We start from the raw sequence: 25876 nt of genomic DNA on the forward strand, positions 1-25876 counted from the left end.
CATGGAAAACAACCAGCCGATAATCATCAAGCGCGTCAAGCGCTTCGCTGCGGGGCACCATGGCGGCGCCTGGAAAATCGCCTTCGCCGACTTTGCGACGGCGATGATGGCGTTCTTCCTGGTGCTGTGGCTGATGTCCACCGCCACGCCCGAACAGAAGATCGCCATCGCCGGTTACTTCAAAGACCCGATTGGCTTTTCGGAAAGCGGCACACCGTTTGTCATCGACCTGGGCGGCTCGCCGCAGCTGGCGCCCGAGCGCACCATCAACCCGGAGGTCAAGACCGAATCGCCGCAGGAAAATATTCCAATCGAGCGCGACACCGTCGAGGCCATGGCCGAGCAGGTCGAGCAGGAACGCCTGGAATTGTTGCTGCAGGAACTGCAGACCAAGGTTGAAGAGAATCCGCAGCTGCTCAAATTCAAGGATCAGATTTCTTTCGAAATCACGCCGGAAGGCTTGCGCATCCAGATCACCGACGCCGCCAACCGGCCGATGTTCGACTCTGGCAGCGCGCGTCTGAAACCCTATTTTGAAGACATCCTGCTGGCCATGGCTGACACCATCAAGGCGGTGCCGAACAAGATCAGCATCAGCGGCCACACCGACGCCAAGCCGTATGCGGGCCAGGGTGACTTCGGCAACTGGGAACTCTCGGCCAACCGCGCCAACGCCGCCCGCCGTGCGTTGGTCGCGGGCAGCTACCCGGACCCGCAAGTGGCACGCGTGGTGGGTTTTGCGTCGTCGCAGCTATTTGATCCTAAAGATCCGTTCAACCCGATCAACCGTCGGATTGATATTGTCGTGCTGACCAAAAAGGCCCAGCGTGCGATCGAAGGCGATCAGGGCGCAGCGCCGGCGGCACCGACCCAAGGCGAGGGCGCACCGGGCGAAGTGCCGGCCGACCCGAACGCGATTCCGCCAGGGCAGGAGCCGCTGCCGGCCCACGAGCTGCGGCAGAAGCTGAACCTGTTTGATGATGGTGGGGTGAAAGATCCTACGGCGCCTGGGTCGTAACAGAGCGATTGTGGCGAGCGGGCTCGCCACAACGGTTTAGTAACTGCTCTCGGGCAAGCTCGCAATAATCGACCGGTAGCTGTTCATGCGCTGCTGCTGAACGCGACCATCTTCCAGCGCCTTGAGCAGTGCACAACCGGGCTCGCGGTCGTGTTTGCAGTCGCGGAAGCGGCAGGTGCCGATCAGGTCGTTGAACTCGATGAAGCCCGCTTCCACATCGCTGCGGCTGACGTGGCCCAAGCCAAATTCACGAATACCCGGGGAGTCGATCAGCTCACCGCCGCCCGGGAAGTGGAACAACCGCGCGGTGGTGGTGGTGTGGGTGCCCTGGCCGGACAGTTCCGACAGCGGGCCGACACGGGTGTCGACTTCCGGCAGCAGGCTGTTGACCAGCGACGACTTGCCCACGCCCGACTGGCCGACGAACACACTGATGCGCCCGTCCAACTGCTGTTGCAGCTGTTCCATGCCATTGCCGTGATGCGCCGAGACTTCCAGCACCGGGTAACCCAAGGTGCGGTAGACCGCCAGTAGCGCGTTGAGCGCCGGGGCGTTTTGCTCGTCGATCAGGTCGAATTTGTTCAGCAGCAACAGCGGGCGAATGCCGGCATGCTCGGCCGCGACCAGGTAGCGGTCGATCAGGTTGGCATGCGGCTCGGGCAGCGGCGCGAACACGATCACGATCATGTCGACGTTGGCGGCCACCGGCTTGAGCTGGCCGCGGCTGTCAGGGCGGCGCAATTCGGTGGTGCGCGGCAACTGGGCGACGATCACGCCGATGCCCTGGTTGCCGGCGCGCCACACGACCTTGTCGCCGGTCACCAGCGCAGGCAGGTTGGCGCGCAAGTGGCAGCGGGAAACAGAGCCTGCGAGTTCGCCTTCCAGCGCCTCGACTTCGACCTGCACACCAAAGTGCGCGATCACCAGACCCGTTTGCTCGGGGCCCAGGTCGCCGCCCTCGAGCGCCTCTACGGCGGAGGATTCACGTTTGGCGGCGCGAGCAGCGCGTTCACCTTGGATCTTTTCGATGCGCCAGTTTTGGCGACGATTGAGCTGGCGTTTGGCCATGGGTGTTCCGTGTCGATAATGCAAAAGTTAGGTAAAACGGTCGCGAGTCTAGCACGCCCCTGCCTGCTAAACTGCGCAGCTACGCCAAGGTGCCAAGAGAATCAAGCCATGCAAAACCCACAGAACCTGATTTGGATCGATCTGGAAATGACCGGTCTGAACCCCGACACCGACGTCATCATCGAGATGGCGACGATTGTCACCGACAGCAACCTCAACACCTTGGCCGAAGGTCCGGTGATCGCCATTCACCACAGCGACGCCGTCCTCGCCACCATGGATGAGTGGAATACGCGCACCCACGGCAACTCCGGCCTGACCCAGCGCGTGCGTGACAGCCGCATCAGCATGCGCGACGCCGAAGCTCAAACCATCGCCTTCCTTGAAAAGTGGGTGCCCAAGGGCAAGTCGCCGATCTGCGGCAACAGCATCTGCCAGGATCGTCGCTTCCTTTATACGCACATGAAAGCGCTGGAAAGCTACTTCCACTACCGCAACCTGGATGTGTCCACCTTGAAAGAGCTGGCCGCACGCTGGGCGCCGGAAGTCAAAGACAGCTTCCATAAAGGCAGCACGCATTTGGCGTTGGATGATATTCGCGAGTCGATTGCTGAGTTGCAGCATTACCGCAAGCATTTCATCAAGGCTTGAAGATTCGGCGCCTGGCCTGTCGCCTTCGCGAGCAAGCCCGCGCCCACATTTAACCAAGTTCCACCTTTGGAATGCGGTCGAATGTGGGAGCGGGCTTGCTCGCGAAGGGCGCGACGCGGTCTTTCGCCAGGCGCCCCCTTTTGGTGCCATCACCAAATGATTAGACTGCGCGCCTCATTGCAAGGATCGCCATCATGCTGTTGATGCTCTACCTCATCGCCATCACCGCCGAAGCCATGACCGGCGCGCTGTCCGCCGGGCGGCGTGGCATGGACTGGTTTGGGGTGGTGCTGATTGCCTGCGTCACGGCATTGGGCGGTGGTTCGGTACGCGATGTATTGCTTGGGCATTACCCGCTGACCTGGGTCAAACACCCGGAATACCTGGTGTTGACCTCCATCGCTGCGTTGGTGACGATCTTTATCGCACCGTTGATGCGCCATCTGCGGTCACTGTTCCTGGCGCTGGACGCCGTGGGCCTGGTGGCGTTCACCCTGATCGGCTGCATGACGGCCCTGGAAATGGGCCACGGCATGTTGGTGGCGTCAGTCAGCGGGGTGATTACTGGCGTATTCGGCGGCATCCTGCGGGATATTTTCTGCAACGACATCCCGCTGATCTTCCGCCGTGAGCTGTACGCCAGCGTGTCGTTCCTTGCCGCCTGGTTCTACATGCTGTGCCTTTATCTGCAGTTGCCCAGCGAGCAAGCGATCCTGCTGACCTTGTTCAGCGGCTTTCTGTTGCGCCTGCTGGCCATCCGTTTTCACTGGGAAATGCCCAAATTCGTCTACAACGACGACGTGCACTAGCGTGCTGCGTGCTGGTTGAGCGCCCACTCGACGTGTTCGCGCACCAAGTCCGATGGGTAATCCCGACGCGCCTTTAAAGCTTCCAGCACTGGAATGCTCGACGGCGCATTGCCCAGCCCAACGGCCAGGTTGCGCAGCCAGCGTTCATAACCGGCGCGGCGTAGCGGCGAACCTTCGGTGCTGCTGAGGAATTTATCCTCGTCCCACATAAACAGTTCGGCCAGCTCGGCGTTGTCCAGGTTGTGCCGAGGCTTGAAATCGCCTTCGGCGGTAGGTCGGGCGAAACGATTCCACGGGCAAACGATCTGACAGTCATCGCAACCGAACACGCGATTGCCGATCAGCGGGCGCAAGTCTTCAGGAATTGAGCTTTTGAGCTCGATGGTGAGGTAGGAAATGCAGCGTCGCGCGTCCAGTACATAGGGGCCGACAAACGCGTTGGTGGGGCAGATATCCAGGCAAGCGGTGCAGCGGCCGCAGTGCTCGGTGGCGTGAGGCGGATCTACCGGCAGTGGCAAATCGACAAACAGCTCGCTCAGGAAGAAATAACTGCCGGCCTTGCGATTGAGCACCAGGGTGTTTTTGCCGATCCAGCCGAGACCGGCCTGCTCGGCGATGGCTTTTTCCAGCACCGGCGCGCTGTCGACAAACGCGCGAAAGCCAAACGGGCCGATCTGGGCCTGAATGCGATCGGCCAGTTGCTGCACGCGCTTGCGGATGAGCTTGTGGTAATCGCGGCCAAGGGCGTAACGGGAGATGTAGGCTTTTTCTGGCTTGGCCAGCAACTGCGCCATTTGGGTGTCGCCTGGCAGATAATCCATGCGCAGCGAGACCACGCGCAGAGTGCCCGGCACCAGTTCATCGGGATGCGAGCGTTTGCTGCCATGGGCGCCCATGTAGTCCATCTCGCCGTGGTAGCCCGCGTCGAGCCAGCGTTGCAGGTGCTGCTCATGCTCGGCCAGGTCCAGGCCGCTGATGCCGACTTGTTGAAAGCCCAGCTCGCGGCCCCAGTCTTTGATCGATTGGGCGAGGGCGGGCAGATCCGTGGTGATGGCAGACATGAGACAAGGGAAACCGCAGGTTAGATAGGTATAATTCTGCCAGACATCGGAGCTTGAAGACGCATGCCGCAGACAAAACACGCAATAACCGACGTACAGCCTCTATTGCACGGCCATTTGCCGCAACTGGCTGCACGCTCCCCGGACGCCCATAAAGGTCAGTTCGGTCACCTGCTGGTCATCGGCGGCGACCACGGCTTTGGCGGCGCCGCGCTGCTGAGCGCCGAAAGCGCCTTGCGCAGTGGCGCGGGCATGGTCTCGCTGGCCACGCGCCCTGAACACATTCCCGCCGCCCTGGCGCGCCTGCCGGAAGTCATGACCGTTGGCGTGAGTTCGGCCAATCAGTTGATGGGGTTGCTGGAAAAAATCTCGGTGATCGTCATCGGTCCAGGCCTCGGTGAGGCGTCCTGGGGCAAAAGTTTGTTATCCGTCGCCGCCAACGCCAAACAGGCGCAAGTCTGGGATGCGGATGCCTTGAATCAACTGGCTACCGGCAGCGTCAGCCTGCCGGCCAACTCGGTGATCACGCCACATCCTGGCGAAGCAGCGCGCTTGATGGGCATGAAGACAGCCGAGGTTCAGGCCGATCGCCTTAAGGTGGCGCGCGCGTTGAGCCAGAAATTCAATGCAGTGGCTATTCTCAAGGGTGCTGGCAGTTTGATTGCCAGCCCGGACGGGCGTGTTTCGCGCTGTGACCAGGGCCATCCGGCGATGGCCACGGCGGGTCTGGGGGATGTGTTGAGTGGTCTGGTCGGCGCGTTGCTGGCCCAGGGCATGCCGGCTTATGAAGCCAGCTGCCTGGCGGTGTGGTTCCACGCCACGGCGGGGGATCGCCAAGGCACTTTCGGTCGCGGGCTGGCTGCCAGCGACCTGATACCTGCCATTCGTCAATTGCTGGAGGAGCAGTCACCGTGTCTGAAGTAACGCTTTTTCTGGGCGATGAAGACGCCATGGTTGCGTTCGGAAATCGCATCGCCCACGTCACAAACGGCGCGGGGCTGATCTTTCTCGAAGGCGACCTGGGGGCGGGCAAGACCACGCTGTCACGCGGCATTATTCGCGGGTTGGGCCACACGGGCGCGGTAAAAAGCCCGACGTTCACCCTGGTCGAACCCTACGAGATCGGTAAAGTTCGCGCCTTCCATTTTGACCTGTATCGTCTGGTCGACCCGGAAGAACTGGAATACATGGGCATCCGTGATTACTTCGACGAAGACGCGTTGTGCCTGATCGAGTGGCCAGATAAAGGCACAGGCTTTTTGCCAAAGCCGGACCTGACCATTACCATTACGCCGCATGACCACGGACGTCAGCTGAAGTTGTTGCCCCAGAGCGCGCGCGGTGAGTCGTGGTGCGCCGCTCTGGCACTGGAATTCAAATAAAATTGGTGGGGTTAGGTATGCGCTTTCGCGCGATGGTTGCTGTCGTAGGGGTGTTGCTTGCGGCAATGACTTTCAATGCTCTGGCTGCTTCACAGGTGAAAAGTGTTCGCCTGTGGCGAGCGCCGGATAACACGCGACTGGTGTTTGACCTGTCTGGCCCGGTCCAGCACAGCGTCTTTACCCTCACGGCGCCTGATCGCTTGGTGATCGACATCAACGGTGCGACCCTGGCCGCGCCGTTGAAAGTCTCCACCGCCAACACGCCGATTACCTCGATGCGCTCGGCGCAGCGCACGCCGACCGACCTGCGGGTGGTGATCGACCTGAAAAAGGCGGTGACCCCGAAAAGCTTTGTGCTGGCGCCGAACGCCCAATACGGCAACCGCCTGGTGGTCGACCTGTTCGACAATGCCGCCGATGCCGCGCCGCCGCCTGCGCCGACGCCAAGCGTGGCGACTGTGCCGGCCGTGCCGGTCAATCCATCGCAGCCTCAGGTCAAGCTGCCACCGCCGCCGCCCGCACCTGCGGGCAAGCGCGACATTATCGTGGTGATCGACGCCGGTCACGGCGGTGAAGACCCGGGCGCCTCCGGCTCGCGCGGCCAGCATGAAAAAGACGTGGTGCTGGCCATCGCCCGTGAACTGCAACGTCAGGTCAGTGGCATGAAAGGCTATCGCGCCGAGCTGACCCGTACCGGCGACTACTTCATTCCTTTGCGTGGCCGTACCGAGATCGCTCGCAAGAAGGGCGCCGACCTGTTCGTGTCGATCCACGCCGACGCCGCGCCATCGGCCGCCGCCTTTGGTGCTTCGGTGTTTGCGTTGTCGGATCGCGGCGCCACGTCCGAGACCGCGCGCTGGCTGGCCGACAGCGAAAACCGTTCCGACTTGATCGGCGGGGCTGGCAACGTGTCCCTCGACGACAAAGACAAAATGCTCGCTGGCGTACTGCTCGACCTGTCGATGACCGCCTCGCTGACCTCCAGCTTGAACGTTGGCCAAAAGGTCCTGAGCAACATCGGTCGCGTCACCTCGCTGCACAAACAGCGCGTGGAGCAGGCCGGGTTCATGGTGTTGAAGTCGCCGGACATTCCGTCGATCCTGGTCGAAACCGGGTTTATCTCCAACTCCAACGAGGCCTCGAAGCTGGCCAGTGCGAGTCATCAGCAGGCATTGGCGCGCTCGATCAGCGCCGGCATTCGCCAGTTCTTCCAACAGAACCCGCCGCCGGGCACCTACATCGCCTGGCTGCGTGACTCCGGGAAAATCGCCCAGGGCCCACGTGACCATCGTGTGCAGCCTGGCGACACCCTGGCGATGCTGGCCGTGCGTTTTCAGGTGTCAGCCGCTACCTTGCGCAGCGCCAATAACCTGAAGACCGATGAGTTGAAAGTCGGCCAGGTGTTGACCATCCCTGGCACCGAATTGGCGGCGCAGTAATGAGCGAATCAGTCTTGAACAGTGGCTCGCGCATCGAGCTGCTCAGCCCGCGCCTGGCCAACCAGATTGCCGCGGGCGAGGTGGTTGAGCGCCCGGCGTCGGTGATCAAGGAGCTGCTGGAAAACAGCATCGACTCCGGCGCCAAGCGCATTGACGTCGACGTGGAACAGGGTGGCGTCAAGCTGCTGCGCGTTCGCGACGACGGCAGCGGCATCTCCTCCGATGACCTGCCGCTGGCCCTGGCGCGTCACGCCACCAGCAAGATTCGCGACCTCGAAGACCTTGAGCGGGTGATGAGCCTGGGTTTTCGCGGTGAGGCCCTGGCGTCTATCAGCTCGGTGGCGCGCCTGACCCTGACTTCGCGCACCCGCAACGCCGAGCAGGCCTGGCAGGTGGAAACCGAAGGCCGCGACATGGCGCCCAGGGTTCAGCCGGCGGCGCACCCGGTGGGCACTTCGGTGGAAGTGCGCGACCTGTTCTTCAATACCCCGGCGCGGCGCAAATTCCTCAAGGCCGAAAAAACCGAATTCGATCATCTGCAAGAAGTCATCAAACGCCTGGCCTTGGCGCGTTTCGACGTGGCGTTTCACTTGCGCCATAACGGCAAGACCATCCTCAGCCTGCACGAAGCCCATGACGACGCGGCGCGCGCTCGGCGTGTGTCGGCAATCTGCGGCGCGGGTTTCCTGGAGCAGGCGTTGCCGATCGAGATCGAGCGCAATGGCTTGCGGCTGTGGGGCTGGGTGGGTTTGCCAACCTTTTCCCGTAGCCAGGCGGACTTGCAGTATTTCTTTGTGAATGGCCGCGCGGTACGCGACAAATTGGTGGCCCACGCTGTGCGTCAGGCCTACCGCGACGTGCTGTTCAACGGGCGGCATCCTACGTTTGTGCTGTTTTTTGAGGTCGATCCTTCGGTGGTCGACGTCAACGTGCACCCGACCAAACACGAAGTGCGCTTCCGTGACGGGCGCATGGTGCATGACTTCCTTTATGGCACTTTGCACCGCGCCCTGGGCGATGTGCGCCCGGATGATCAGCTGTCTGCGCCGATCGTGACGGCGGTGGTGCGGCCGAGCGGCCCGGAAGCCGGTGAGTTTGGCCCTCAAGGCGAAATGAGCCTGGCGGCCAACCTGCTGCAATCGCCGCAGCCGCAGCCGAGCTATACCGTACCGGGTTCCGGCTCCGGTGCCGGCTATCAGTATCAATACACACCGCGTCCGCAGTCGGCAGTGCCGGTAGCGGAGGCCCAGGCGGCCTATCGCGAGTTTTTTGCGCCGCTGCCGGGTGCCGAGCCCAATGCTGTCGCGTTGCCAGAAGGCGGCGGTGATATCCCGCCGCTGGGCTATGCGCTGGCGCAACTCAAAGGCATCTACATCCTCGCGGAAAACGCCCACGGCCTGGTGCTGGTGGACATGCACGCTGCCCACGAGCGGATCATGTACGAGCGCTTGAAGATCGCCATGGCCAGCGAAGGCCTCAGCGGCCAGCCATTGCTGGTGCCGGAGTCCCTGGCCGTCAGCCAGCGTGAAGCCGATTGCGCTGAAGAGCACCACAGCGTGTTCCAGAAACTGGGCTTCGAATTGCAGCGCCTGGGCCCGGAAACCCTGGCGATCCGCCAGATTCCTGCGCTGCTCAAGCAAGCTGAAGCTAACCGTCTGGTCGCCGACGTGCTGGCTGACTTGATGGAGTACGGCACCAGTGACCGCATCCAGGCCCACATCAACGAACTGCTCGGCACCATGGCCTGCCACGGCGCGATTCGCGCCAATCGGCGCCTGGCCTTGCCAGAAATGAACGGCTTGCTGCGCGACATGGAAAACACCGAGCGCAGCGGCCAGTGCAACCACGGCCGACCGACCTGGACCCAAATGGGCCTGGACGATCTGGACAAACTGTTCTTGCGCGGCCGTTGATGAGCGCCTTGCCCCCCGCAATCTTCCTGATGGGTCCCACGGCTGCCGGCAAGACTGACTTGGCCATTGAGCTGACCAAGGTGTTGCCGTGCGAGCTGATCAGTGTCGACTCTGCCCTGGTTTACCGGGACATGGACATCGGTACGGCCAAGCCTTCAAAAGCGCTGCTGGCCGAATATCCGCATAAGCTGATCGACATCATCGACCCGGCCGAGAGCTATTCTGCGGCAGATTTTCGCGCCGATGCCTTGGCCGCCATGGCCGAAATCACCGCGCGGGGCAATATTCCGCTGCTGGTGGGCGGCACGATGCTCTACTACAAGGCGTTGCAGGAAGGCCTGGCGGATATGCCGCCGGCTGACGCTCAAGTGCGCGCCGAACTCGAGGAAGAGGCTGTACGCCTTGGCTGGCAAGCCCTGCACGACCAATTGGCGGCGGTTGACCCGGTGTCGGCGGCGCGCATTCATCCCAATGACCCGCAGCGCCTCACTCGCGCCCTGGAAGTCTGGCGCGTCAGCGGGCAGACCATGACTGAACATCGGCTGAAACAAACTGCGCAAAGTGCTGACGCAGGCGCGTCTGGACAGGCAGTATTGCCCTATACTGTGGCGAATCTGGCCATTGCTCCGGCAAATCGTCAGGTGCTGCATGAACGAATTGCACAAAGATTCACAATTATGTTGGAACAGGGGTTTGTGGATGAGGTCGTAGCACTGCGTTCCCGAGGTGACCTGCATGCTGGGTTGCCGTCGATACGTGCTGTTGGATACCGCCAAGTCTGGGATCATCTGGATGGCAAGCTGACGTCAGCCGAAATGCAGGAGCGCGGCATCATTGCCACGCGCCAATTGGCGAAACGCCAGTTCACCTGGTTGCGCAGCTGGAGCGATTTGCACTGGCTGGACAGCCTGGACAGCGACAATCTGTCACGCGCCTTGAAATACTTGGGAACGGTCTCCATATTGAGCTGAGTCCTTGCAATTGCCGTCTATCCTTGGGGGTGTGACGGCCATAAGCTATCTATTTTCCGAATTTTATTATTGATCCTTAAAGGAGTGCGGCACATGTCAAAAGGGCATTCGCTACAAGACCCTTACTTGAATACTTTACGTAAAGAGAAAGTGGGGGTTTCCATCTACCTGGTCAACGGGATCAAGCTGCAAGGCACGATCGAGTCGTTCGACCAGTTCGTGATCCTGCTGAAAAACACCGTCAGCCAGATGGTTTACAAGCACGCTATCTCGACAGTCGTTCCCGTTCGTCCTATCCGTCTGCCTAGCGCAACTGATACCGAACAAGGTGACGCTGAGCCAGGTAACGCCTGATAGGAGTCTCCTTTGTTCTTTGAGCGCCACGGTGGTGGTGAGCGAGTAATCCTCGTTCACTTGGATGGACAGGACCCTGAGGCGCGCGAAGATCCGCAGGAGTTTCAGGAGTTGGCAAATTCGGCCGGCGCCGAGACCGTTGCGTTTTTTAACGTACCGCGTCATCGGCCAACCGCCAAATTCCTGATCGGCAGCGGCAAGGTCGAGGAACTGCGCGACCTGGTCCATGCTGAAGAAGCCGATCTGGTGATCTTCAATCACACCCTCACGCCCAGTCAGGAACGCAACCTCGAACGTGTTTTCGAGTGTCGCGTGATCGACCGTACAGGTCTGATTCTCGATATTTTCGCCCAACGCGCCCGTACCCATGAAGGCAAGCTCCAGGTCGAACTGGCCCAGCTTGACCACATGAGCACCCGGCTGGTTCGCGGCTGGACTCACCTTGAGCGTCAGGGTGGCGGTATCGGCATGCGCGGCCCGGGTGAAACCCAGCTGGAAACCGACCGCCGTCTGCTGCGGGTTCGCCTGCGTCAGATCAAGGGTCGCCTGGAAAAAGTGCGCAGCCAGCGTGAGCAATCGCGTCGCGGCCGCATGCGGGCGGATATCCCTACCGTTTCCCTGGTGGGCTATACCAACGCCGGCAAATCCACCCTGTTCAATAACGTGACGAAATCGGACGTGTACGCGGCCGACCAACTGTTCGCCACCCTCGACCCGACCTTGCGCCGTCTGGAACTGGACGACCTGGGGCCGATTGTCCTGGCCGACACCGTGGGTTTCATTCGTCACTTGCCTCACAAGCTGGTCGAGGCGTTTCGGTCTACGCTCGAAGAGTCGAGCAATTCCGACCTGCTGTTGCACGTGATCGATGCGGCCGAACCGGATCGCATGTTGCAAATCGAGCAGGTGATGGTGGTGCTGGGCGAGATTGGTGCACAGGACTTGCCGATCCTCGAGGTCTATAACAAACTCGATTTGCTTGAAGGCGTTGAGCCACAAATTCAGCGTGATGAAGACGGCAAGCCCCAGCGGGTCTGGCTGTCGGCGCGCGATGGCAGTGGTTTGGAGTTGCTTGAACAAGCCATTGCCGAGTTGCTGGGCAGCGATTTGTTTGTCGGCACCTTGCGCTTGCCTCAGCGTTTTGCTCGACTGCGTGCACAGTTTTTCGAGCTGGGCGCCGTACAGAAAGAAGAATACGACGAAGAAGGTGTCAGCTTGCTGGCCGTTCGATTGCCGCGCTCGGAGCTGAATCGGCTGGTCAGCCGTGAAGGTGTGGTGCCGACGGAGTTCATCGAACAACACACTTTGCAATAAAAGCCTCCGAAAGCGGTTGTGCCGCAGTAGCAGGCATTCTGTAGCATTGGTCGGCGCGCCGTGGGTGCGTCTTTGCTTTATCAGATGGAGAGCGCTATGGCTTGGAATGAGCCGGGTGGCAACTCGAATAATCAGGATCCTTGGGGTGGTAAGCGCCGCAATAATGGCGACCGCAAGGGGCCACCGGATCTCGACGAGGCCTTCCGAAAGCTGCAGGAAAGCCTGAATGGGTTGTTCGGTGGTGGGAAAAAACGTGGTGGTGACGACGGCGGTCGCACAAGCAAGGGCGGTGGCTATGGCCTGCTGGGCCTGGGTCTTGTCGTGCTCGCAGCCGTGTGGCTGTACAGCGCGGTTTACGTCGTGGACGAGCAGGAGCAGGCCGTGGTGCTGCGCTTCGGCAAGTACTACGAGACTGTCGGCCCGGGCCTGAATATCTACTTCCCCCCGATCGACAAGAAGTACATGGAAAACGTCACGCGTGAGCGTGCCTATACCAAGCAGGGCCAGATGCTGACCGAAGACGAGAACATCGTCGAAGTGCCGCTGACCGTGCAGTACAAGATCAGCAACCTGCAGGACTTCGTGCTGAACGTTGATCAGCCGGAAATCAGCCTGCAACACGCAACCGAAAGTGCACTGCGTCACGTGGTCGGTTCTACCGCCATGGACCAGGTGCTGACCGAAGGTCGTGAATTGATGGCCAGCGAGATCAAGGAGCGCCTGCAGCGGTTCCTCGACACTTATCGCACCGGTATCACCGTCACCCAGGTGAACGTACAGAGCGCTGCTGCACCGCGCGAAGTGCAGGAAGCCTTTGATGACGTGATCCGCGCCCGTGAAGACGAGCAGCGTTCGCGCAACCAGGCTGAGACCTATGCCAACGGCGTCGTGCCGGAAGCGCGCGGTCAGGCCCAGCGTATCCTCGAGGATGCCAATGGTTACCGCGACGAAGTGGTTTCCCGCGCCAAGGGTGAGGCGGATCGCTTCACCAAGCTGGTCGCCGAGTACCGCAAGGCTCCGGAAGTCACGCGTGAGCGTCTGTACCTGGACACCATGCAGGAAGTCTTCAGCAACACCAGCAAGGTTCTCGTGACCGGTAGCAAAGGTGGGCAGAACAACCTGCTGTACCTGCCGCTGGACAAGATGATCGAAGGTGGTCGTAGCAGCACCAGCGCACCGGCTACCGGTTCGACCGCTGCTGCCAACGAAGCGAGCGCCCGTGCGGCCGCTGACTTGCTGCAACAGCAAACACGTACCAGGGAGAGTCGTTGATGAGCAATAAATCGCTGACCGCCCTGATTGTGGGCGTCGTCGTGGTCATCGCTGCCTGGAACTGCTTCTACATCGTGTCTCAGACCGAGCGCGCGGTGTTGCTGCAATTCGGTCGTGTGGTCCAGGCGGATGTCCAGCCGGGCCTGCATGTGAAAGTCCCCTACGTGAACCAGGTGCGCAAGTTCGACGGCCGCCTGATGACCCTGGATGCACCGACACAGCGCTTCCTGACCCTGGAAAAGAAAGCCGTGATGGTTGACGCCTACGCCAAGTGGCGGGTCAAGGATGCCGAGCGCTTCTACACCGCGACATCCGGCCTCAAGCAGATTGCCGACGAGCGTTTGTCGCGCCGTCTGGAATCGGGCCTGCGTGACCAGTTCGGTAAACGCACCCTGCACGAGGTGGTATCCGGTGAGCGTGATGCGCTGATGGCTGACATCACGCGTTCGCTGAACACCATGGCTGAAAAAGAACTGGGCATCGAGGTTGTTGATGTCCGGGTCAAGGCGATCGACCTGCCCAAGGAAGTGAACCGCAGCGTGTTCGAGCGTATGAGCACCGAGCGTGAGCGTGAAGCCCGTGAGCACCGCGCCAAGGGTAACGAGTTGGCAGAAGGTATCCGTGCGGATGCCGACCGTCAGCGCCGTGTACTGCTGGCAGAAGCCTATCGCGAGTCTGAAGAGGCCCGTGGTGATGGCGATGCTCAAGCTGCGGCGATCTACGCCAAGGCTTACGGTCAGGATCAGGAGTTCTACGCGTTCTACCGTAGCCTGCGCGCCTACCGTGAAAGCTTCGCGAACAAAACCGACGTCATGGTGCTGGACCCAAGCAGCGACTTCTTCCGCTACCTGGAAAAGTCCAAGTAACCAGCCGGTGATTCTGTAGGGCACACTCCGTCGGGCGGCTAAAATGCCTGGCGGGGTGATCCTTTCAGAAAACGGGTGTATGATGCGGCAGCCGGGAAATTCCCGGCTTTTTTGCGTCTGCATGTTTGATTGTTGTGCTGCGTTGCAGACGCCACAGGTTTTTCGAGGAAAGTGCCCGACGAGGCCGCTAGCAGGCCATTTCGTCACGTCGTTCTTGCGCGTTGTTTATGCAGGGGCCGGGCATTTTCTGCTTCACTCAGGGCTCGGCCGAGGGCTGGCCGCCCGGATCATAGGGGAATGGCGTAATGGCAACGGTAGACCGCTGGCTGCTGCCAGATGGCATCGAAGAAGTACTGCCACCAGAAGCTGCGCGCATTGAAGTAGCGCGTCGCCAGGTGTTGGATCTGTTCCAGAGCTGGGGTTACGAGTTTGTCGTGACCCCCCATATCGAGTACCTGGAATCCCTGCTGACCGGCGCGGGCCAGGACCTGGATCTGCGCACCTTCAAGGTCATCGACCCGCAATCGGGTCGGCAAATGGGCTTTCGCGCCGACATCACGCCGCAAGTGGCGCGGATCGATGCGCACACCCTGCGCCGCGAAGGTCCCAGCCGTCTTTGCTATGCCGGCAGCGTGCTGCATGCGCAGCCGCGTGCCTTGTCGTCTTCGCGTAGCCCGATTCAATTGGGCGCCGAGTTGTACGGTGATGCGAGCCCGAGCAGCGACGTTGAAGTGATCAGCTTGATGTTGGCCATGCTGCAACTGGCTGACGTGCCGGATGTGCACATGGACCTGGGCCACGTTGGTATCTACCGTGGCTTGGCCCGCGCGGCCGGCTTGTCTGGTGAAGTTGAGCAGCAGTTGTTCGATGCTCTGCAACGCAAGGCAATCGATGAAGTGATCGCCCTTACCGAGGGTGTACCTGCAGACCTCGCCGGCATGCTGCGCGCGTTGGTTGATCTGTGCGGTGGTCGTGAAGTGCTGGCGGCTGCGCGCGAGCGCCTGGCCAATGCGCCGGCGCCCGTATTGGCGGCGCTCGATGACGTGCTGGCGATTGCCGAGCGTTTGTCGGCGCGCTTCCCGCAACTGCCGCTGTATTTTGACCTGGGCGAGTTGCGCGGCTACCACTACCACACCGGTGTGGTGTTTGCCGTGTTTGTACCGGGTGTTGGCCAGGCTATCGCCCAAGGCGGTCGCTATGACGACATCGGCGCCGACTTCGGTCGCGCCCGTCCGGCGACCGGCTTTTCCACTGATTTGAAAACCCTGGTGACCCTGGGGCGTGCTGAGGTCGAGCTGCCGTCTGGTGGCGTCTGGATGCCCGACAGTACGGACGCAGCACTCTGGCAGCAGGTTTGCCAGTTGCGCAGTGAGGGTCAGCGTGTCGTCCAGGCTTTGCCTGGGCAGCCATTGGCCGCCGCCCGTGAAGCGGACTGCGACCGGCAATTGATTCTGCAGAACGGGCTTTGGCAAGTATCGCCACTGGCTTCTTGAGTTTTCCTGCCGGCCATCGCCGGCACCAAGTTTGCGCGAATGAGGACAAGTGTTATGGGTAAGAATGTCGTAGTCCTGGGCACCCAATGGGGTGATGAGGGCAAAGGCAAGATCGTTGATCTGCTGACCGAACATGCTGCCGCCGTAGTGCGCTACCAAGGTGGCCACAACGCTGGCCACACCCTGGTCATCGATGGCGAAAAAACCGTCTTGCACCTGATCCCGTCGGGCGTATTGCGCGAAGGCGTGCAGTGCCTGATCGGCAACGGCGTGGTGGTTGCACCTGACGCCCTGCTGCGCGAGATCACCAAGCTGGAAGAGAAGGGTGTACCGGTGCGTGAGCGCCTGCGTATCAGCCCGTCCTGCCCGCTGATCCTGTCCTTCCACGTTGCGCTGGACCAGGCCCGTGAAAAGGCCCGTGGCGAGCTGAAGATCGGTACTACCGGTCGCGGCATCGGCCCAGCCTACGAAGACAAGGTTGCACGTCGTGGCCTGCGTGTGGGCGACCTGCTCAACATGCCGCGCTTTGAAGACAAGCTGCGTGAACTGGTGGATTACCACAACTTCATGCTCGTTGGTTACTACAAAGAGCCGGCCATTGAATTCGAAAAGACCCTGGCCGAGTGCAAAGAGTACGCCGAGCTGCTGAAGCCGCTGATGCTCGACGTGACGGCTGAACTGCACGACCTGCGCCGCGCCGGCAAAGACATCATGTTCGAAGGCGCCCAGGGTTCGTTGCTCGACATCGACCACGGCACCTACCCGTACGTGACCAGCTCCAACACCACCGCTGGCGGCGTTGCTACCGGTTCGGGTGTCGGCCCGATGTTCCTGGACTACATCCTGGGTATCACCAAGGCTTACACCACGCGCGTAGGTTCGGGCCCGTTCCCGACTGAGCTGTTCGACGAAGTCGGCGCGCACCTGGCCAAGCAAGGTCATGAGTTTGGCGCCACCACCGGCCGTGCTCGTCGTTGCGGCTGGTTCGACGCGGTTATCCTGCGTCGCGCTATCGATGTGAACAGCATCTCGGGCATCTGCCTGACCAAGCTAGACGTGCTCGACGGTCTGGAAACCATCAACATCTGCATCGGCTACAAAGATGCAGACGGTAAGGACGTTGCGCCGACCGACGCTGACAGCTACGTGGGCCTGCAGCCTGTGTACGAAGAAGTGCCGGGTTGGACCGAGTCCACCGTGGGTGCCAAAACCCTCGAAGAGCTGCCAGCCAACGCTCGTGCTTACATCAAGCGCGTTGAAGAGCTGATCGGCGCGCCAATCGACATTATTTCGACGGGCCCGGACCGCAACGAGACCATCGTTCTGCGTCACCCGTTCGCTTAATAAGCTGTTGATGTAAAAAGCAAAGGGCTCCTTCGGGAGCCCTTTGTCGTATCTGTCAGGTAAACGGCACGACCCTTGCTATGGTTCTTTCTTTCGCGGTGCTATCAAATTAATGGCACCCGTGGTGGAGGGATTCCCAGTGTCTGCCGTTCTCTCATTGTTACAAAGCCGGCTGTTGCGGCCGGTGTTCGTTACCCTTGGTATCGCTCTTTTGGTGCAAGTGCTGGTCGCCGTCGCTCTGACGCGGAGCACGGTCACTGCATTGGAAGCTGATCTGGGCAACCGCCTGGGTATCGACAGCCAGAAACTGTCCGGCGAGCTGGCGCAAGCCGGCAAGGAAGTCACCTCCAGTCTGGACAGTCTGTCTTCGAGCACGCGCCAGCGTCTGACGGCGGGGCTATCCACGCGCTTGCAGGACGAGCAGAAGCAACTGCGTGCGACCCTGGAAAAGGACCTGCAAGACTCTGCCAACGACATGGCGCAACTGCTGGCCTCGGTGGCGCCGCGCGCCATGTGGGACAGCGACGTGCCGACGCTGTCGGAGTTCGCCCGGCGCGCTCAGCGCAATCCCAACGTGCTGTTCGTGGTCTACGACGATGCGGCCGGCGAGCATCTGACCCGTTATCTGAACCGTGACAACCCGATCAACCAGGCATTACTGGCAAAAGGTCAGGGCGACCGTGCGCTGGATAAGGTCCTGGACGCGGCGAAAAACGACCCTTCCGTGTTCTACGTCGAAGCGTCGATCAGCCCCAATGGCGTAGAGATTGGCAAGGTCCGGATGGGGGTGTCGACCGCGGCGGTAGAGACTGACCTGGCTGCACTGGACAAACGTTTTGCCGCACTGATTGCCAGCAGCGATCAACTGGTGGGCGACAGCCTCAAGGGCGCTGCCGCAGACAGCGCAGCCGCCATGGGCGCGCGTTTGCAATCGGCACAAGCCACCGCGACCCAGATGACCGCCAACACCACCAGCGCCGTGCAGGAGGCTGCAGGCACCTTGCGTTGGCGCATCGGCATGGGGCTGGCGATTGTGGGGTTCGGCGTGTTACTGCTGATCGCTGTTGTGCTTGGGCGTCGCGTGGTCAATCGTCTGAAGCTGCTGATTGCGGCCATGGATGATTTGGCGGCGGGCGAGGGCGACCTCACCAAGCGCGTGCAAATCAGTAGCAAGGACGAGATCGGCGACATGGCTTCGGCGGTCAATCGCTTTGTGGATAAGTTGCAGCCCATCGTGCGCGAGGCCGGCGATGTGGCCCAGCGCACCGGCGTGGAAATCGGCGCGATGACGTTGCGCAATGCCGGCGCCGATGCGGCGGCCGGTTTGCAGCGCGATGAAGTGGCGGAGAGCTTGCGGGCGCTGTCGCAAATGGCCGATGAGGCCCAGGCCGAAAGCCATGCGATGCAGGCGGCGTTGCAGCAGGTGGTGGATATTCGTCAGGCCACGGACGAAAACTCGCGCACTTCGGCGGAAGTCGGCAGCTTGATCGAAGCGTTGGCCGGGCAGGTGCAGGCCGGCTCCCAGGTCATTGAGCGGCTGGCCCAGCAAAGCGAGCAGATTGAAGTGGTGCTCACGGTGATTCACGGCATTGCCGAGCAGACCAATCTATTAGCGCTCAACGCCGCCATCGAAGCTGCGCGTGCCGGTGAGACCGGGCGTGGTTTTGCGGTTGTGGCGGATGAGGTGCGGGCGCTGGCCAGCAAAACCCAAAGCTCTACCGGTGATATCCAGGCGCACATCGTGGCGTTGCAGCAAGGCGCGCGCGAGGCGGTGGAAACCATCGGCAAGGCCGGGCGTCAGGCCAATGAAGGTTTGCTGGTGCTGCGCGACAGCGTGCGCTTGCAGCAGACGGTGCAGGCTTCGGTGGAGCAGGTGCACGCAGCGATTGGGTTGGCGACGCGCGCGGCTGAGCATCAGGCGCAGGGTGCGCACGCGGTGCGTGGGCGGGTCGAGGTGATTCATGCCCAGGCCGAGCGTGCTGCGCAGGCGGTGGTTGAGACTACTGCCAGTGGCAAGGTGCTGGATGGGTTGGCGGCGCAGTTGAAGGCGAGCCTGGGGCAGTTCAGGGCTTGATGTCGCCTGGGAGGGCCCTTTCGCGAGCAAGCCCGCTCCCACATGGAATGCGTTTCAAGTGGGAGCGGGCTTGCTCGCGAAAGCTATTTCAGCGGCTCAGATACATTCGAGTGGTGAGCAGATACACCGGCAACCCCGACACCAGAATCAACAATGCCGCATAGGGCGCCGCCGCCGCGAACTCCACATTCGAGGTGTGCGCCCACACGGCCGTCGCCAGGGTGTTCAACCCCGTCGGACTGAGCAGCAGCGTGGCGGTCAATTCCTTCATCGCATCCAGAAACACCAGCGCAAATGCCGCGCCCAATGCCGGGAAAATAATCGGCAAGGTCACCCGGCAAAACGCGCTGAACGACGACGCACCCAGCGTGCGCGCTGCCTCTTCCAGTTGCGGTGCCGCCTTGTTCAAAGCCGTGCGGATCGGCGCCTGTGCCAGTGGCAAAAACAGCAACGCATAGGCAATCAAAAGCAGCGCGGAAGTCTGGTACAGCACCGGCACGTAATGCAGTGCGAAATACACCAGCGTCAATGCAATCACCAAGCCGGGCAGGGCATGCAACAGGTAGGGCAGGCGCTCGGCCCAGATCGCCAATTGGCCTTTGTAGCGCACCACCAGCAGCCCCACCGGCACGGCCAGCACCAGGCAAAGCGCGGCGCCGCCCAGCGACAGCGCAAGGGAGGACAGCAATGCTTCGCCAATCTGGGCCACGGGGAAGGCTGCCGATGAGCCCACCGCCAGCCAATACCCGAGCATCCCCAGTGGAATGCCGCTGCCAATGATCGCCAGTGTCAGGCAATATACCTGGCCCAGTGGCGCCCACTTGCCCAGCTTCACTGGTTCGGCATGCCGCGCCGCGCCCTGGCCGATGCGCACGTGCCGGCCCTTGCCGCGCACGCGCAGTTCCAGCCACAGCAGCGTCAGGCACATCACCAGCAACACTGCCGAGAGCATCGCGGCATTCGCATTGCTGAACTCCAGCTCGAACTGTTGGTAGATCGCGGTGGTAAACGTCTGCAGGCCGATGATCGACAGCGCGCCGAATTCCACCAGCATGTGCAGCGCAATCAACAGTGCCCCGGCCAATAGCGATGGCCACAGCAAGGGCAGGGTGACACGCAAAAACACGCCCCAGCGATTCAGCCCCAGGGTGCGGGCTGATTCTTCCAGAGAGGGATCAAGATTGCGCAGCGTCGCCGCCACCGGCAGAAACACCAGCGGGTATTTGGACAGGGTCATCACCAGGATCGCCCCGCCCAGCCCTTCGAAGTTGGCGCTCAGCGAGACCCAGGTAAAGCTGCTGACAAACGCCGGCACCGCAAACGGCAGGCACAGGATCACGCCCCAGATGCGTCGGCCCGGCAGGTTGCTGCGTTCCAGTAGCCAGGCCAGCGACAGGCCGATCACGCCGCAGGCCACCGTCACGCCAATCATCAGCGCCAGGGTGTTGCGCAGCAGCCCGAACACATAGGGGCGCCATAACAGGTGCATCGCTTGTGCCCAGCCCGCCTGCCAGGCCTTTGTGCCGACATACACCAACGGCAACAGGCTCAGGCCAACCAGGAATAGGACGGGAATCAGCAGCCAGATCGACGGGCGCTTGCGTCGCGGGCTGAAACCCCCGCGCAAGGCGGGGGCGGGTAGCGATGGGTTCATCAGTTCAAGCCAACGTCACGTTCCAGGTCCAGGGCTTCTTCGGCGTTGCCAAGGTCCGCAGGGGTGACTTTCGGCGGTTGCAGCTCGCTGAAAGGCTTAAGGCCACGGTTGGATTCCATGCCCTTGCGCAGCGGGTATTCGGCCGAGGTGTTGGTGATCACGCGCTGGCCTTCTTCGCTGGCCATGAAGGCAAGCAATTGCTGGGCTTCTTTGGGGTGTTTGCTGGATTTCAGCGCGGCGGCGGAAGACACAGTGATCAGGCCGCCGGCGTCGCCATCGGTAAAGTAGTGGAGTTGGGAATCCAGGTTGGTTTTTTCTTTCTTCAGGGCGAACCAGTAGTAGTTGTTCACCAGCACGGTGGCGACTTCGCCGTTTTCCACAGCCTTGAGGGCGACCATATTGTTGCTGTAGACCTTGCCGAAGGCGCGCAAGCCGGTCAGCCATTCTTCAGCGGCTTCGCGGCCGTGCAGTTTGATGATTGCCACAGCTTGTTCCTGGAACGCGCCGCTGGTGGGTACGAAACCGACTTTGCCTTGCCACTCGGGGCCGGCGAAATCCAGCACCGACTTGGGCAGGTCTTTTTCGGCGATCAGCTTTGGGTTGAACGCCACGACACGGGTGCGTGCGGTGACGCCCATCCAGTCGCCGTTGCTGCCGACATAATCCTTGGGCAATACGTCGAGCGTACTGGTATCGATCTTGGCCAGCAGGCCCTGTTCGCCAAGCTTGTTCAGTGGCGGCGATTCTTCGGTGTAGATCACGTCGGCAGGGGAGCGGTCGCCTTCTTCGACGACCTGGCTGGCCAGCTGGTTGCTGCTGCCCTTGCGCACGTTGACGTGAATGCCGGTCTTGGCTTCGAAGGCTTTGGCGAGTTCATCGCCGACCTCCTTGTGTTGGCCGTTGTACAAGGTCAGTGCAACCTTGTCGGCAGAATAGGCAGCGGGCGAGAGCAGGGTCAGGCCGAGCAGAGTGATGGTCAGGCCACGCAGAAGGGATGTCTTGAGACGGGTATCGCGGATCATCATCCGGGGTTTTCCTCACTTGAGTGCAACAAATCCTTACAAGGATAAACGATAAAACTTCTCAAGTGCGGACAAGCGGGGAAATCGCCAGGCAGGTTTTCAAACCCCGGAAACGAAAAAACCCGCTTTCGCGGGTTTGATCTGAATTTGGTGCCCAGGAGAAGACTCGAACTTCCACGACCTTGCGATCACCAGCACCTGAAGCTGGCGTGTCTACCAATTTCACCACCTGGGCTTATCAACAACGCTTGCGCCGTTGATGGAGCGAACTATACGGAGGGCTTTTTGATCTGTAAACCCCTGATTCAAAAATATAAATCGAGATTCTCGTTAAAAATCAAAGGCCTGAAACGCAAAAACCCGCTTTCGCGGGTTTTTGGAGACTCGAGGCAGAACCTTGAGTTTGAAATTGGTGCCCAGGAGAAGACTCGAACTTCCACGACCTTGCGATCACCAGCACCTGAAGCTGGCGTGTCTACCAATTTCACCACCTGGGCAGCATCAACAACGTTGCCGTCGTCGATGGCGCGCACTATACGGAGGCGATTTTGAGCTGTAAAGCCCTGCTATGAAAAAATCCTGGAAAATTTCGCCAAAGGTCGTGCAAGGTGCGTTCTGACGGCGACAAAGGCCTTTAAAACGCTTGTTGATGCCTGAAATTTCCCGTTTCAATACGCGTATGCCAAACTAACCCGCATATAGACAAGGTGAAAACTCTCTAATGGCCGATTGGCAGTCCCTCGATCCCGAGGCCGCTCGTGAAGCGGAAAAATATGAAAACCCTATTCCTAGCCGCGAACTGATCCTGGCGCATCTCGCCGATCGTGGTTCGCCTGCTAGCCGCGAGCAGTTGGTTGAAGAATTCGGTCTGACCACCGAAGACCAGCTCGAAGCCCTGCGCCGCCGTTTGCGTGCCATGGAGCGCGATGCCCAACTGATCTACACCCGCCGAGGCACTTACGCGCCTGTGGACAAGCTCGATCTGATCCTTGGCCGCATCGCCGGCCACCGTGACGGCTTCGGCTTCCTGATCCCGGACGACGGCAGTGACGACCTGTTCATGAGCCCTGCGCAAATGCGTCTGGTGTTCGATGGCGACCGTGCCCTGGCGCGCGTTTCCGGCCTCGACCGTCGCGGTCGCCGTGAAGGCGTGATCGTCGAAGTGGTGTCGCGTGCCCACGAGTCCATCGTCGGCCGTTACTTCGAAGAAGGCGGCATCGGCTTTGTCGTGCCGGATAACCCAAAGGTCCAGCAGGAAGTGCTGATCACCCCGGGCCGCAATGGTGCTGCCAAAGTCGGTCAGTTCGTCGAGGTGAAAATCACTCACTGGCCAACTGCGCGCTTCCAGCCGCAGGGCGACATCGTTGAAGTGGTCGGCAACTACATGGCGCCGGGCATGGAAATCGACGTTGCGTTGCGCACCTACGATATCCCTCACGTCTGGCCAGAGGCTGTGCTCAAAGAAGCCGCCAAGCTCAAGCCGGAAGTCGAAGAAAAAGACAAAGAAAAACGCATCGACCTGCGCCATCTGCCGTTCGTCACCATTGACGGCGAAGATGCCCGCGACTTCGACGATGCGGTTTACTGCGAAGCCAAGCCTGGCAAGCTGCGCCTGTTCTCCGGTGGCTGGAAGCTGTTCGTCGCGATTGCCGACGTGTCCAGCTACGTGAAGATCGGTTCGGCCCTGGATAACGAAGCCCAGGTGCGCGGCAACTCCGTGTACTTCCCGGAGCGCGTGATTCCGATGCTGCCTGAGCAGCTGTCCAACGGCCTGTGCTCGCTGAACCCGAAAGTCGACCGTTTGGCCATGGTGTGCGAGATGACTATCTCGAAAACCGGCGAAATGACTGACTACCAGTTCTACGAGGCGGTGATTCACTCCCAGGCGCGCCTGACCTACAACAAGGTCAGCACCATTCTGGAACAGCCGAAAACCAGCGAAGCCAAAGCCTTGCGCGGTGAGTACGGTCATGTCGTGCCGCACCTCAAGCAGCTGTATTCGCTGTACAAGGTATTGCTGGGCGCTCGTCATGTGCGTGGCGCGATCGATTTTGAAACCCAGGAAACCCGGATTGTCTTCGGCTCCGAGCGCAAAATCGCGGCGATTACCCCGACCACGCGCAACGATGCTCACAAGCTGATCGAGGAATGCATGCTGGCCGCCAACGTGGCCACTGCCGAATTCCTGAAAAAGCACGAGATTCCTGCACTGTACCGCGTGCACGACGGCCCGCCGCCGGAGCGTCTGGAGAAGCTGCGCGCGTTCCTCGGTGAGCTCGGCCTGTCCCTGCACAAAGGCAAGGACGGCCCGACGCCGAAGGACTACCAGGCACTGCTGGCAAGTATCAAGGACCGTCCGGATTACCACGTGATCCAGACCGTGATGCTGCGCTCTCTGAGCCAGGCGGTGTACAGCGCGGATAACCAGGGCCACTTCGGCCTGAATTACGAGGCGTACACCCACTTCACCTCGCCGATTCGCCGTTACCCGGACCTGCTCACGCACCGCGCGATCCGCAGCGTGATCCATTCCAAGCAGAACACCCCGCACGTCAAGCGCGCCGGTGCCATGACCATTCCTAAAGCACGGATTTATCCGTACGACGAAGCGGCCCTGGAACAGTTGGGCGAGCAGTGCTCCATGAGCGAGCGCCGTGCCGACGAAGCCACCCGCGACGTAGTGAACTGGCTCAAGTGCGAGTTCATGAAGGACCGTGTGGGCGAATCGTTCCCGGGTGTGATCACCGCCGTGACAGGGTTTGGCCTGTTCGTCGAGCTGACCGACATCTACGTCGAAGGCTTGGTGCACGTTACCGCGTTGCCGGGCGACTATTACCACTTCGACCCTGTGCACCACCGCCTGGCGGGCGAGCGTACCGGTCGCAGCTTCCGTTTGGGCGACACGGTGGAAGTGCAGGTCATGCGCGTCGACCTCGACGAGCGCAAGATCGACTTCGGCATGCCTGATAAACCAGCCGAGCCGACTGGCCGCAAAAAACGTGGCGCCGAGACGACTGCGCCGGCCAGCAAAGGCAAAGGTGCTCCTGCTAAAGCAGCGGTCGCCGAGCCTGCGTCGGCCAAACCTGCTCGTCGTTCGTCTGCCAAGGACAAGGCCCCCGAAGCCTACTGCCCTAGCGATGCTGCGGCCAAAAATGCCGAGCTGCGCAAGAGCCGCGAGTTGAAGCAGCAGTTGCTCAACGAAGCCAAAAGCGGTGGTAAAGCGGCGTCTGGGGGAAAGTCCCGCGAGGCGGAAAAACCGTCGAGCAAACCGAGCAAACATCGTAAAGGCCCGCCCAAAGCGGGTTCGGCCCCCGCGAAAAGCGGCGGGTCGCGCAAACCTAAGGCCAAGTCATGAGTCTGGAAAAAATCTACGGCGTGCACGCCGTAGAAGCACTGCTGCGTCATCACCCTAAGCGCGTCAAGCAGGTGTGGTTGGCCGAAGGTCGCAGCGAGCCGCGCGTGCAAGCGCTGGTCGAGCTGGCGACCCAGAATAAAGTTGCCATCGGCCAGGCCGAGCGTCGTGAAATGGACGTGTGGGTAGAAGGCGTTCATCAAGGCGTGGTGGCGGACGTCAGTCCGAGCCAGGTTTGGGGCGAGGCGATGCTCGACGAGCTGCTCGACCGTACCGAAGGTGCGCCGCTGTTGCTGGTGCTGGACGGCGTGACCGACCCGCACAACCTCGGCGCCTGCCTGCGTTCGGCGGATGCTGCCGGCGCGTTGGCGGTGATCGTGCCCAAAGACAAGTCGGCCACCCTGACGCCGGTCGTGCGTAAAGTGGCCTGCGGCGCGGCGGAAGTGATTCCGCTGGTGGCCGTGACCAACCTGGCGCGCACACTGGAGAAACTCCAGCAGCGCGGCCTGTGGGTCGTGGGCACGGCAGGCGAGGCTGAGGTCAGCATTTACGACCAGGACCTTACCGGCCCGACTATCCTGATCATGGGCGCCGAAGGCAAAGGCATGCGTCGCCTGACCCGTGAGCATTGCGACTACCTGGTGCACCTGCCGATGGCCGGTAGCGTCAGCAGCCTCAACGTTTCAGTCGCAACGGGCGTCTGCCTGTTCGAAGCCCAGCGCCAGCGTGGCGCCAAGGCTAAAGCCAAGAAATAAGGCTTGAGAGCGACGCAAGACCCTGTGGGAGCCGGGCTTGCCCGCGATGACGGTGTGTCAGTCA

At 61.1% G+C, this 25876-nt stretch carries 21 protein-coding genes and 2 tRNA genes; 17 read left to right on the forward strand and 6 right to left on the reverse strand.

Going from position 1 to position 25876, the window contains the following annotated elements; translation table 11 throughout:
- The first annotated feature begins 1 nt into the window (after position 1).
- The gene (gene motB, locus AACU78_RS21040) at positions 2-1018 is read left to right on the forward strand and encodes a flagellar motor protein MotB (RefSeq protein ID WP_106577617.1); all 1017 of its coding nucleotides are present in this window, start codon (positions 2-4) and stop codon (positions 1016-1018) included.
- A 36-nt stretch (positions 1019-1054) separates the two neighbouring features.
- On the opposite strand, the gene rsgA is transcribed toward motB, so the two are convergent.
- Positions 1055-2086: a small ribosomal subunit biogenesis GTPase RsgA gene (gene rsgA / locus AACU78_RS21045; protein ID WP_003171340.1), complete on the reverse strand. Its 1032-nt coding sequence runs from the start codon at positions 2084-2086 to the stop codon at positions 1055-1057.
- Positions 2087-2194: 108 nt separating this feature from the next.
- Between rsgA and orn the strand changes: the two genes are divergently transcribed.
- Positions 2195-2737: an oligoribonuclease gene (gene orn, locus AACU78_RS21050; RefSeq protein WP_106577618.1), complete on the forward strand. Its 543-nt coding sequence runs from the start codon at positions 2195-2197 to the stop codon at positions 2735-2737.
- 191 nt (positions 2738-2928) lie between these two features.
- Positions 2929-3546: a trimeric intracellular cation channel family protein gene (locus AACU78_RS21055; protein WP_177410090.1), complete on the forward strand. Its 618-nt coding sequence runs from the start codon at positions 2929-2931 to the stop codon at positions 3544-3546.
- Here AACU78_RS21055 and queG read toward each other — a convergent pair.
- Entirely contained in the window at positions 3543-4607 is a 1065-nt protein-coding gene (gene queG / locus AACU78_RS21060; protein WP_106577619.1) for a tRNA epoxyqueuosine(34) reductase QueG, read from the reverse strand. The two genes, AACU78_RS21055 and queG, sit on opposite strands and share 4 nt — an antisense overlap.
- Positions 4608-4670: 63 nt before the next feature.
- Here queG and AACU78_RS21065 point away from each other — a divergent pair, with 63 nt between their 5' ends.
- From AACU78_RS21065 to AACU78_RS21120, 12 genes are all read left to right on the forward strand, one after another.
- Positions 4671-5531 (forward strand): NAD(P)H-hydrate dehydratase, encoded by an 861-nt coding sequence (locus tag AACU78_RS21065; RefSeq protein WP_106577620.1) that lies wholly within the window; start codon positions 4671-4673, stop codon positions 5529-5531.
- Positions 5519-5989, forward strand: coding sequence for a tRNA (adenosine(37)-N6)-threonylcarbamoyltransferase complex ATPase subunit type 1 TsaE (tsaE, locus tag AACU78_RS21070; RefSeq protein ID WP_106577621.1), 471 nt, complete (start codon positions 5519-5521; stop codon positions 5987-5989). Before AACU78_RS21065 ends, tsaE begins: the two co-directional genes overlap by 13 nt.
- A 17-nt stretch (positions 5990-6006) precedes the next feature.
- Complete coding sequence (locus AACU78_RS21075; protein WP_106577622.1) at positions 6007-7428, forward strand: N-acetylmuramoyl-L-alanine amidase; 1422 nt, start codon at positions 6007-6009, stop codon at positions 7426-7428.
- Positions 7428-9341, forward strand: a complete 1914-nt coding sequence (mutL, locus tag AACU78_RS21080) for a DNA mismatch repair endonuclease MutL (RefSeq protein WP_106577623.1) — start codon at positions 7428-7430, stop codon at positions 9339-9341. The genes AACU78_RS21075 and mutL overlap by 1 nt, the downstream gene beginning before the upstream one ends.
- Positions 9341-10312 (forward strand): tRNA (adenosine(37)-N6)-dimethylallyltransferase MiaA, encoded by a 972-nt coding sequence (gene miaA / locus AACU78_RS21085; protein WP_106577624.1) that lies wholly within the window; start codon positions 9341-9343, stop codon positions 10310-10312. Before mutL ends, miaA begins: the two co-directional genes overlap by 1 nt.
- A gap of 93 nt (positions 10313-10405) precedes the next feature.
- Positions 10406-10666, forward strand: a complete 261-nt coding sequence (gene hfq, locus AACU78_RS21090) for an RNA chaperone Hfq (RefSeq protein WP_083355553.1) — start codon at positions 10406-10408, stop codon at positions 10664-10666.
- A gap of 12 nt (positions 10667-10678) precedes the next feature.
- Positions 10679-11980 (forward strand): ribosome rescue GTPase HflX, encoded by a 1302-nt coding sequence (gene hflX, locus AACU78_RS21095; protein ID WP_106577625.1) that lies wholly within the window; start codon positions 10679-10681, stop codon positions 11978-11980.
- 96 nt (positions 11981-12076) lie between these two features.
- Entirely contained in the window at positions 12077-13252 is a 1176-nt protein-coding gene (hflK, locus tag AACU78_RS21100) for an FtsH protease activity modulator HflK (protein ID WP_106577626.1), read from the forward strand.
- Positions 13252-14118, forward strand: coding sequence for a protease modulator HflC (hflC, locus tag AACU78_RS21105; protein ID WP_017138460.1), 867 nt, complete (start codon positions 13252-13254; stop codon positions 14116-14118). Before hflK ends, hflC begins: the two co-directional genes overlap by 1 nt.
- A gap of 305 nt (positions 14119-14423) precedes the next feature.
- Positions 14424-15611 (forward strand): ATP phosphoribosyltransferase regulatory subunit, encoded by a 1188-nt coding sequence (locus tag AACU78_RS21110; protein ID WP_106577627.1) that lies wholly within the window; start codon positions 14424-14426, stop codon positions 15609-15611.
- Positions 15612-15665: 54 nt separating this feature from the next.
- Positions 15666-16955: an adenylosuccinate synthase gene (locus AACU78_RS21115; protein ID WP_106577628.1), complete on the forward strand. Its 1290-nt coding sequence runs from the start codon at positions 15666-15668 to the stop codon at positions 16953-16955.
- A 139-nt stretch (positions 16956-17094) separates the two neighbouring features.
- On the forward strand, positions 17095-19029 hold the full coding sequence (locus tag AACU78_RS21120; RefSeq protein WP_106577629.1) for a methyl-accepting chemotaxis protein: 1935 nt from the start codon (positions 17095-17097) through the stop codon (positions 19027-19029).
- 88 nt (positions 19030-19117) lie between these two features.
- Here the strand turns inward: AACU78_RS21120 and AACU78_RS21125 are convergent, their stop codons facing one another.
- The 4 genes from AACU78_RS21125 to AACU78_RS21140 form a co-directional block, all read right to left on the reverse strand.
- Positions 19118-20683 (reverse strand): ABC transporter permease, encoded by a 1566-nt coding sequence (locus AACU78_RS21125; RefSeq protein ID WP_106577630.1) that lies wholly within the window; start codon positions 20681-20683, stop codon positions 19118-19120.
- On the reverse strand, positions 20683-21708 hold the full coding sequence (locus AACU78_RS21130; RefSeq protein WP_106577631.1) for an iron ABC transporter substrate-binding protein: 1026 nt from the start codon (positions 21706-21708) through the stop codon (positions 20683-20685). The genes AACU78_RS21125 and AACU78_RS21130 overlap by 1 nt, the downstream gene beginning before the upstream one ends.
- Before the next feature lie 145 nt (positions 21709-21853).
- Positions 21854-21940: transfer RNA gene (locus AACU78_RS21135), tRNA-Leu, on the reverse strand.
- Positions 21941-22115: 175 nt separating this feature from the next.
- Positions 22116-22202 (reverse strand) — tRNA-Leu (locus tag AACU78_RS21140).
- Positions 22203-22426: 224 nt separating this feature from the next.
- Between AACU78_RS21140 and rnr the strand changes: the two genes are divergently transcribed.
- Positions 22427-25060 (forward strand): ribonuclease R, encoded by a 2634-nt coding sequence (gene rnr / locus AACU78_RS21145; RefSeq protein WP_106577632.1) that lies wholly within the window; start codon positions 22427-22429, stop codon positions 25058-25060.
- Positions 25057-25812: a 23S rRNA (guanosine(2251)-2'-O)-methyltransferase RlmB gene (gene rlmB, locus AACU78_RS21150; RefSeq protein ID WP_010213600.1), complete on the forward strand. Its 756-nt coding sequence runs from the start codon at positions 25057-25059 to the stop codon at positions 25810-25812. The genes rnr and rlmB overlap by 4 nt, the downstream gene beginning before the upstream one ends.
- Positions 25813-25876 lie beyond the last annotated feature (64 nt).

It is taken from the genome of Pseudomonas sp. R9.37 (assembly GCF_963878885.1).
In the GTDB taxonomy this organism is placed as follows: Bacteria; Pseudomonadota; Gammaproteobacteria; order Pseudomonadales; family Pseudomonadaceae; genus Aquipseudomonas.

Excerpts from the sequence above, each read along its gene's own strand:
- motB (WP_106577617.1), top strand. The coding sequence starts at position 2 with ATGGAAAACAACCAGCCGATAATCATCAAGCGCGTCAAGCGCTTCGCT.
- rsgA (WP_003171340.1), bottom strand. The coding sequence starts at position 2,086 with ATGGCCAAACGCCAGCTCAATCGTCGCCAAAACTGGCGCATCGAAAAG.
- orn (WP_106577618.1), top strand. The coding sequence starts at position 2,195 with ATGCAAAACCCACAGAACCTGATTTGGATCGATCTGGAAATGACCGGT.
- queG (WP_106577619.1), bottom strand. The coding sequence starts at position 4,607 with ATGTCTGCCATCACCACGGATCTGCCCGCCCTCGCCCAATCGATCAAA.
- AACU78_RS21065 (WP_106577620.1), top strand. The coding sequence starts at position 4,671 with ATGCCGCAGACAAAACACGCAATAACCGACGTACAGCCTCTATTGCAC.
- AACU78_RS21075 (WP_106577622.1), top strand. The coding sequence starts at position 6,007 with ATGCGCTTTCGCGCGATGGTTGCTGTCGTAGGGGTGTTGCTTGCGGCA.
- mutL (WP_106577623.1), top strand. The coding sequence starts at position 7,428 with ATGAGCGAATCAGTCTTGAACAGTGGCTCGCGCATCGAGCTGCTCAGC.
- miaA (WP_106577624.1), top strand. The coding sequence starts at position 9,341 with ATGAGCGCCTTGCCCCCCGCAATCTTCCTGATGGGTCCCACGGCTGCC.
- hfq (WP_083355553.1), top strand. The coding sequence starts at position 10,406 with ATGTCAAAAGGGCATTCGCTACAAGACCCTTACTTGAATACTTTACGT.
- hflK (WP_106577626.1), top strand. The coding sequence starts at position 12,077 with ATGGCTTGGAATGAGCCGGGTGGCAACTCGAATAATCAGGATCCTTGG.
- hflC (WP_017138460.1), top strand. The coding sequence starts at position 13,252 with ATGAGCAATAAATCGCTGACCGCCCTGATTGTGGGCGTCGTCGTGGTC.
- AACU78_RS21110 (WP_106577627.1), top strand. The coding sequence starts at position 14,424 with ATGGCAACGGTAGACCGCTGGCTGCTGCCAGATGGCATCGAAGAAGTA.
- AACU78_RS21115 (WP_106577628.1), top strand. The coding sequence starts at position 15,666 with ATGGGTAAGAATGTCGTAGTCCTGGGCACCCAATGGGGTGATGAGGGC.
- AACU78_RS21125 (WP_106577630.1), bottom strand. The coding sequence starts at position 20,683 with ATGAACCCATCGCTACCCGCCCCCGCCTTGCGCGGGGGTTTCAGCCCG.
- AACU78_RS21130 (WP_106577631.1), bottom strand. The coding sequence starts at position 21,708 with ATGATGATCCGCGATACCCGTCTCAAGACATCCCTTCTGCGTGGCCTG.
- rnr (WP_106577632.1), top strand. The coding sequence starts at position 22,427 with ATGGCCGATTGGCAGTCCCTCGATCCCGAGGCCGCTCGTGAAGCGGAA.
- rlmB (WP_010213600.1), top strand. The coding sequence starts at position 25,057 with ATGAGTCTGGAAAAAATCTACGGCGTGCACGCCGTAGAAGCACTGCTG.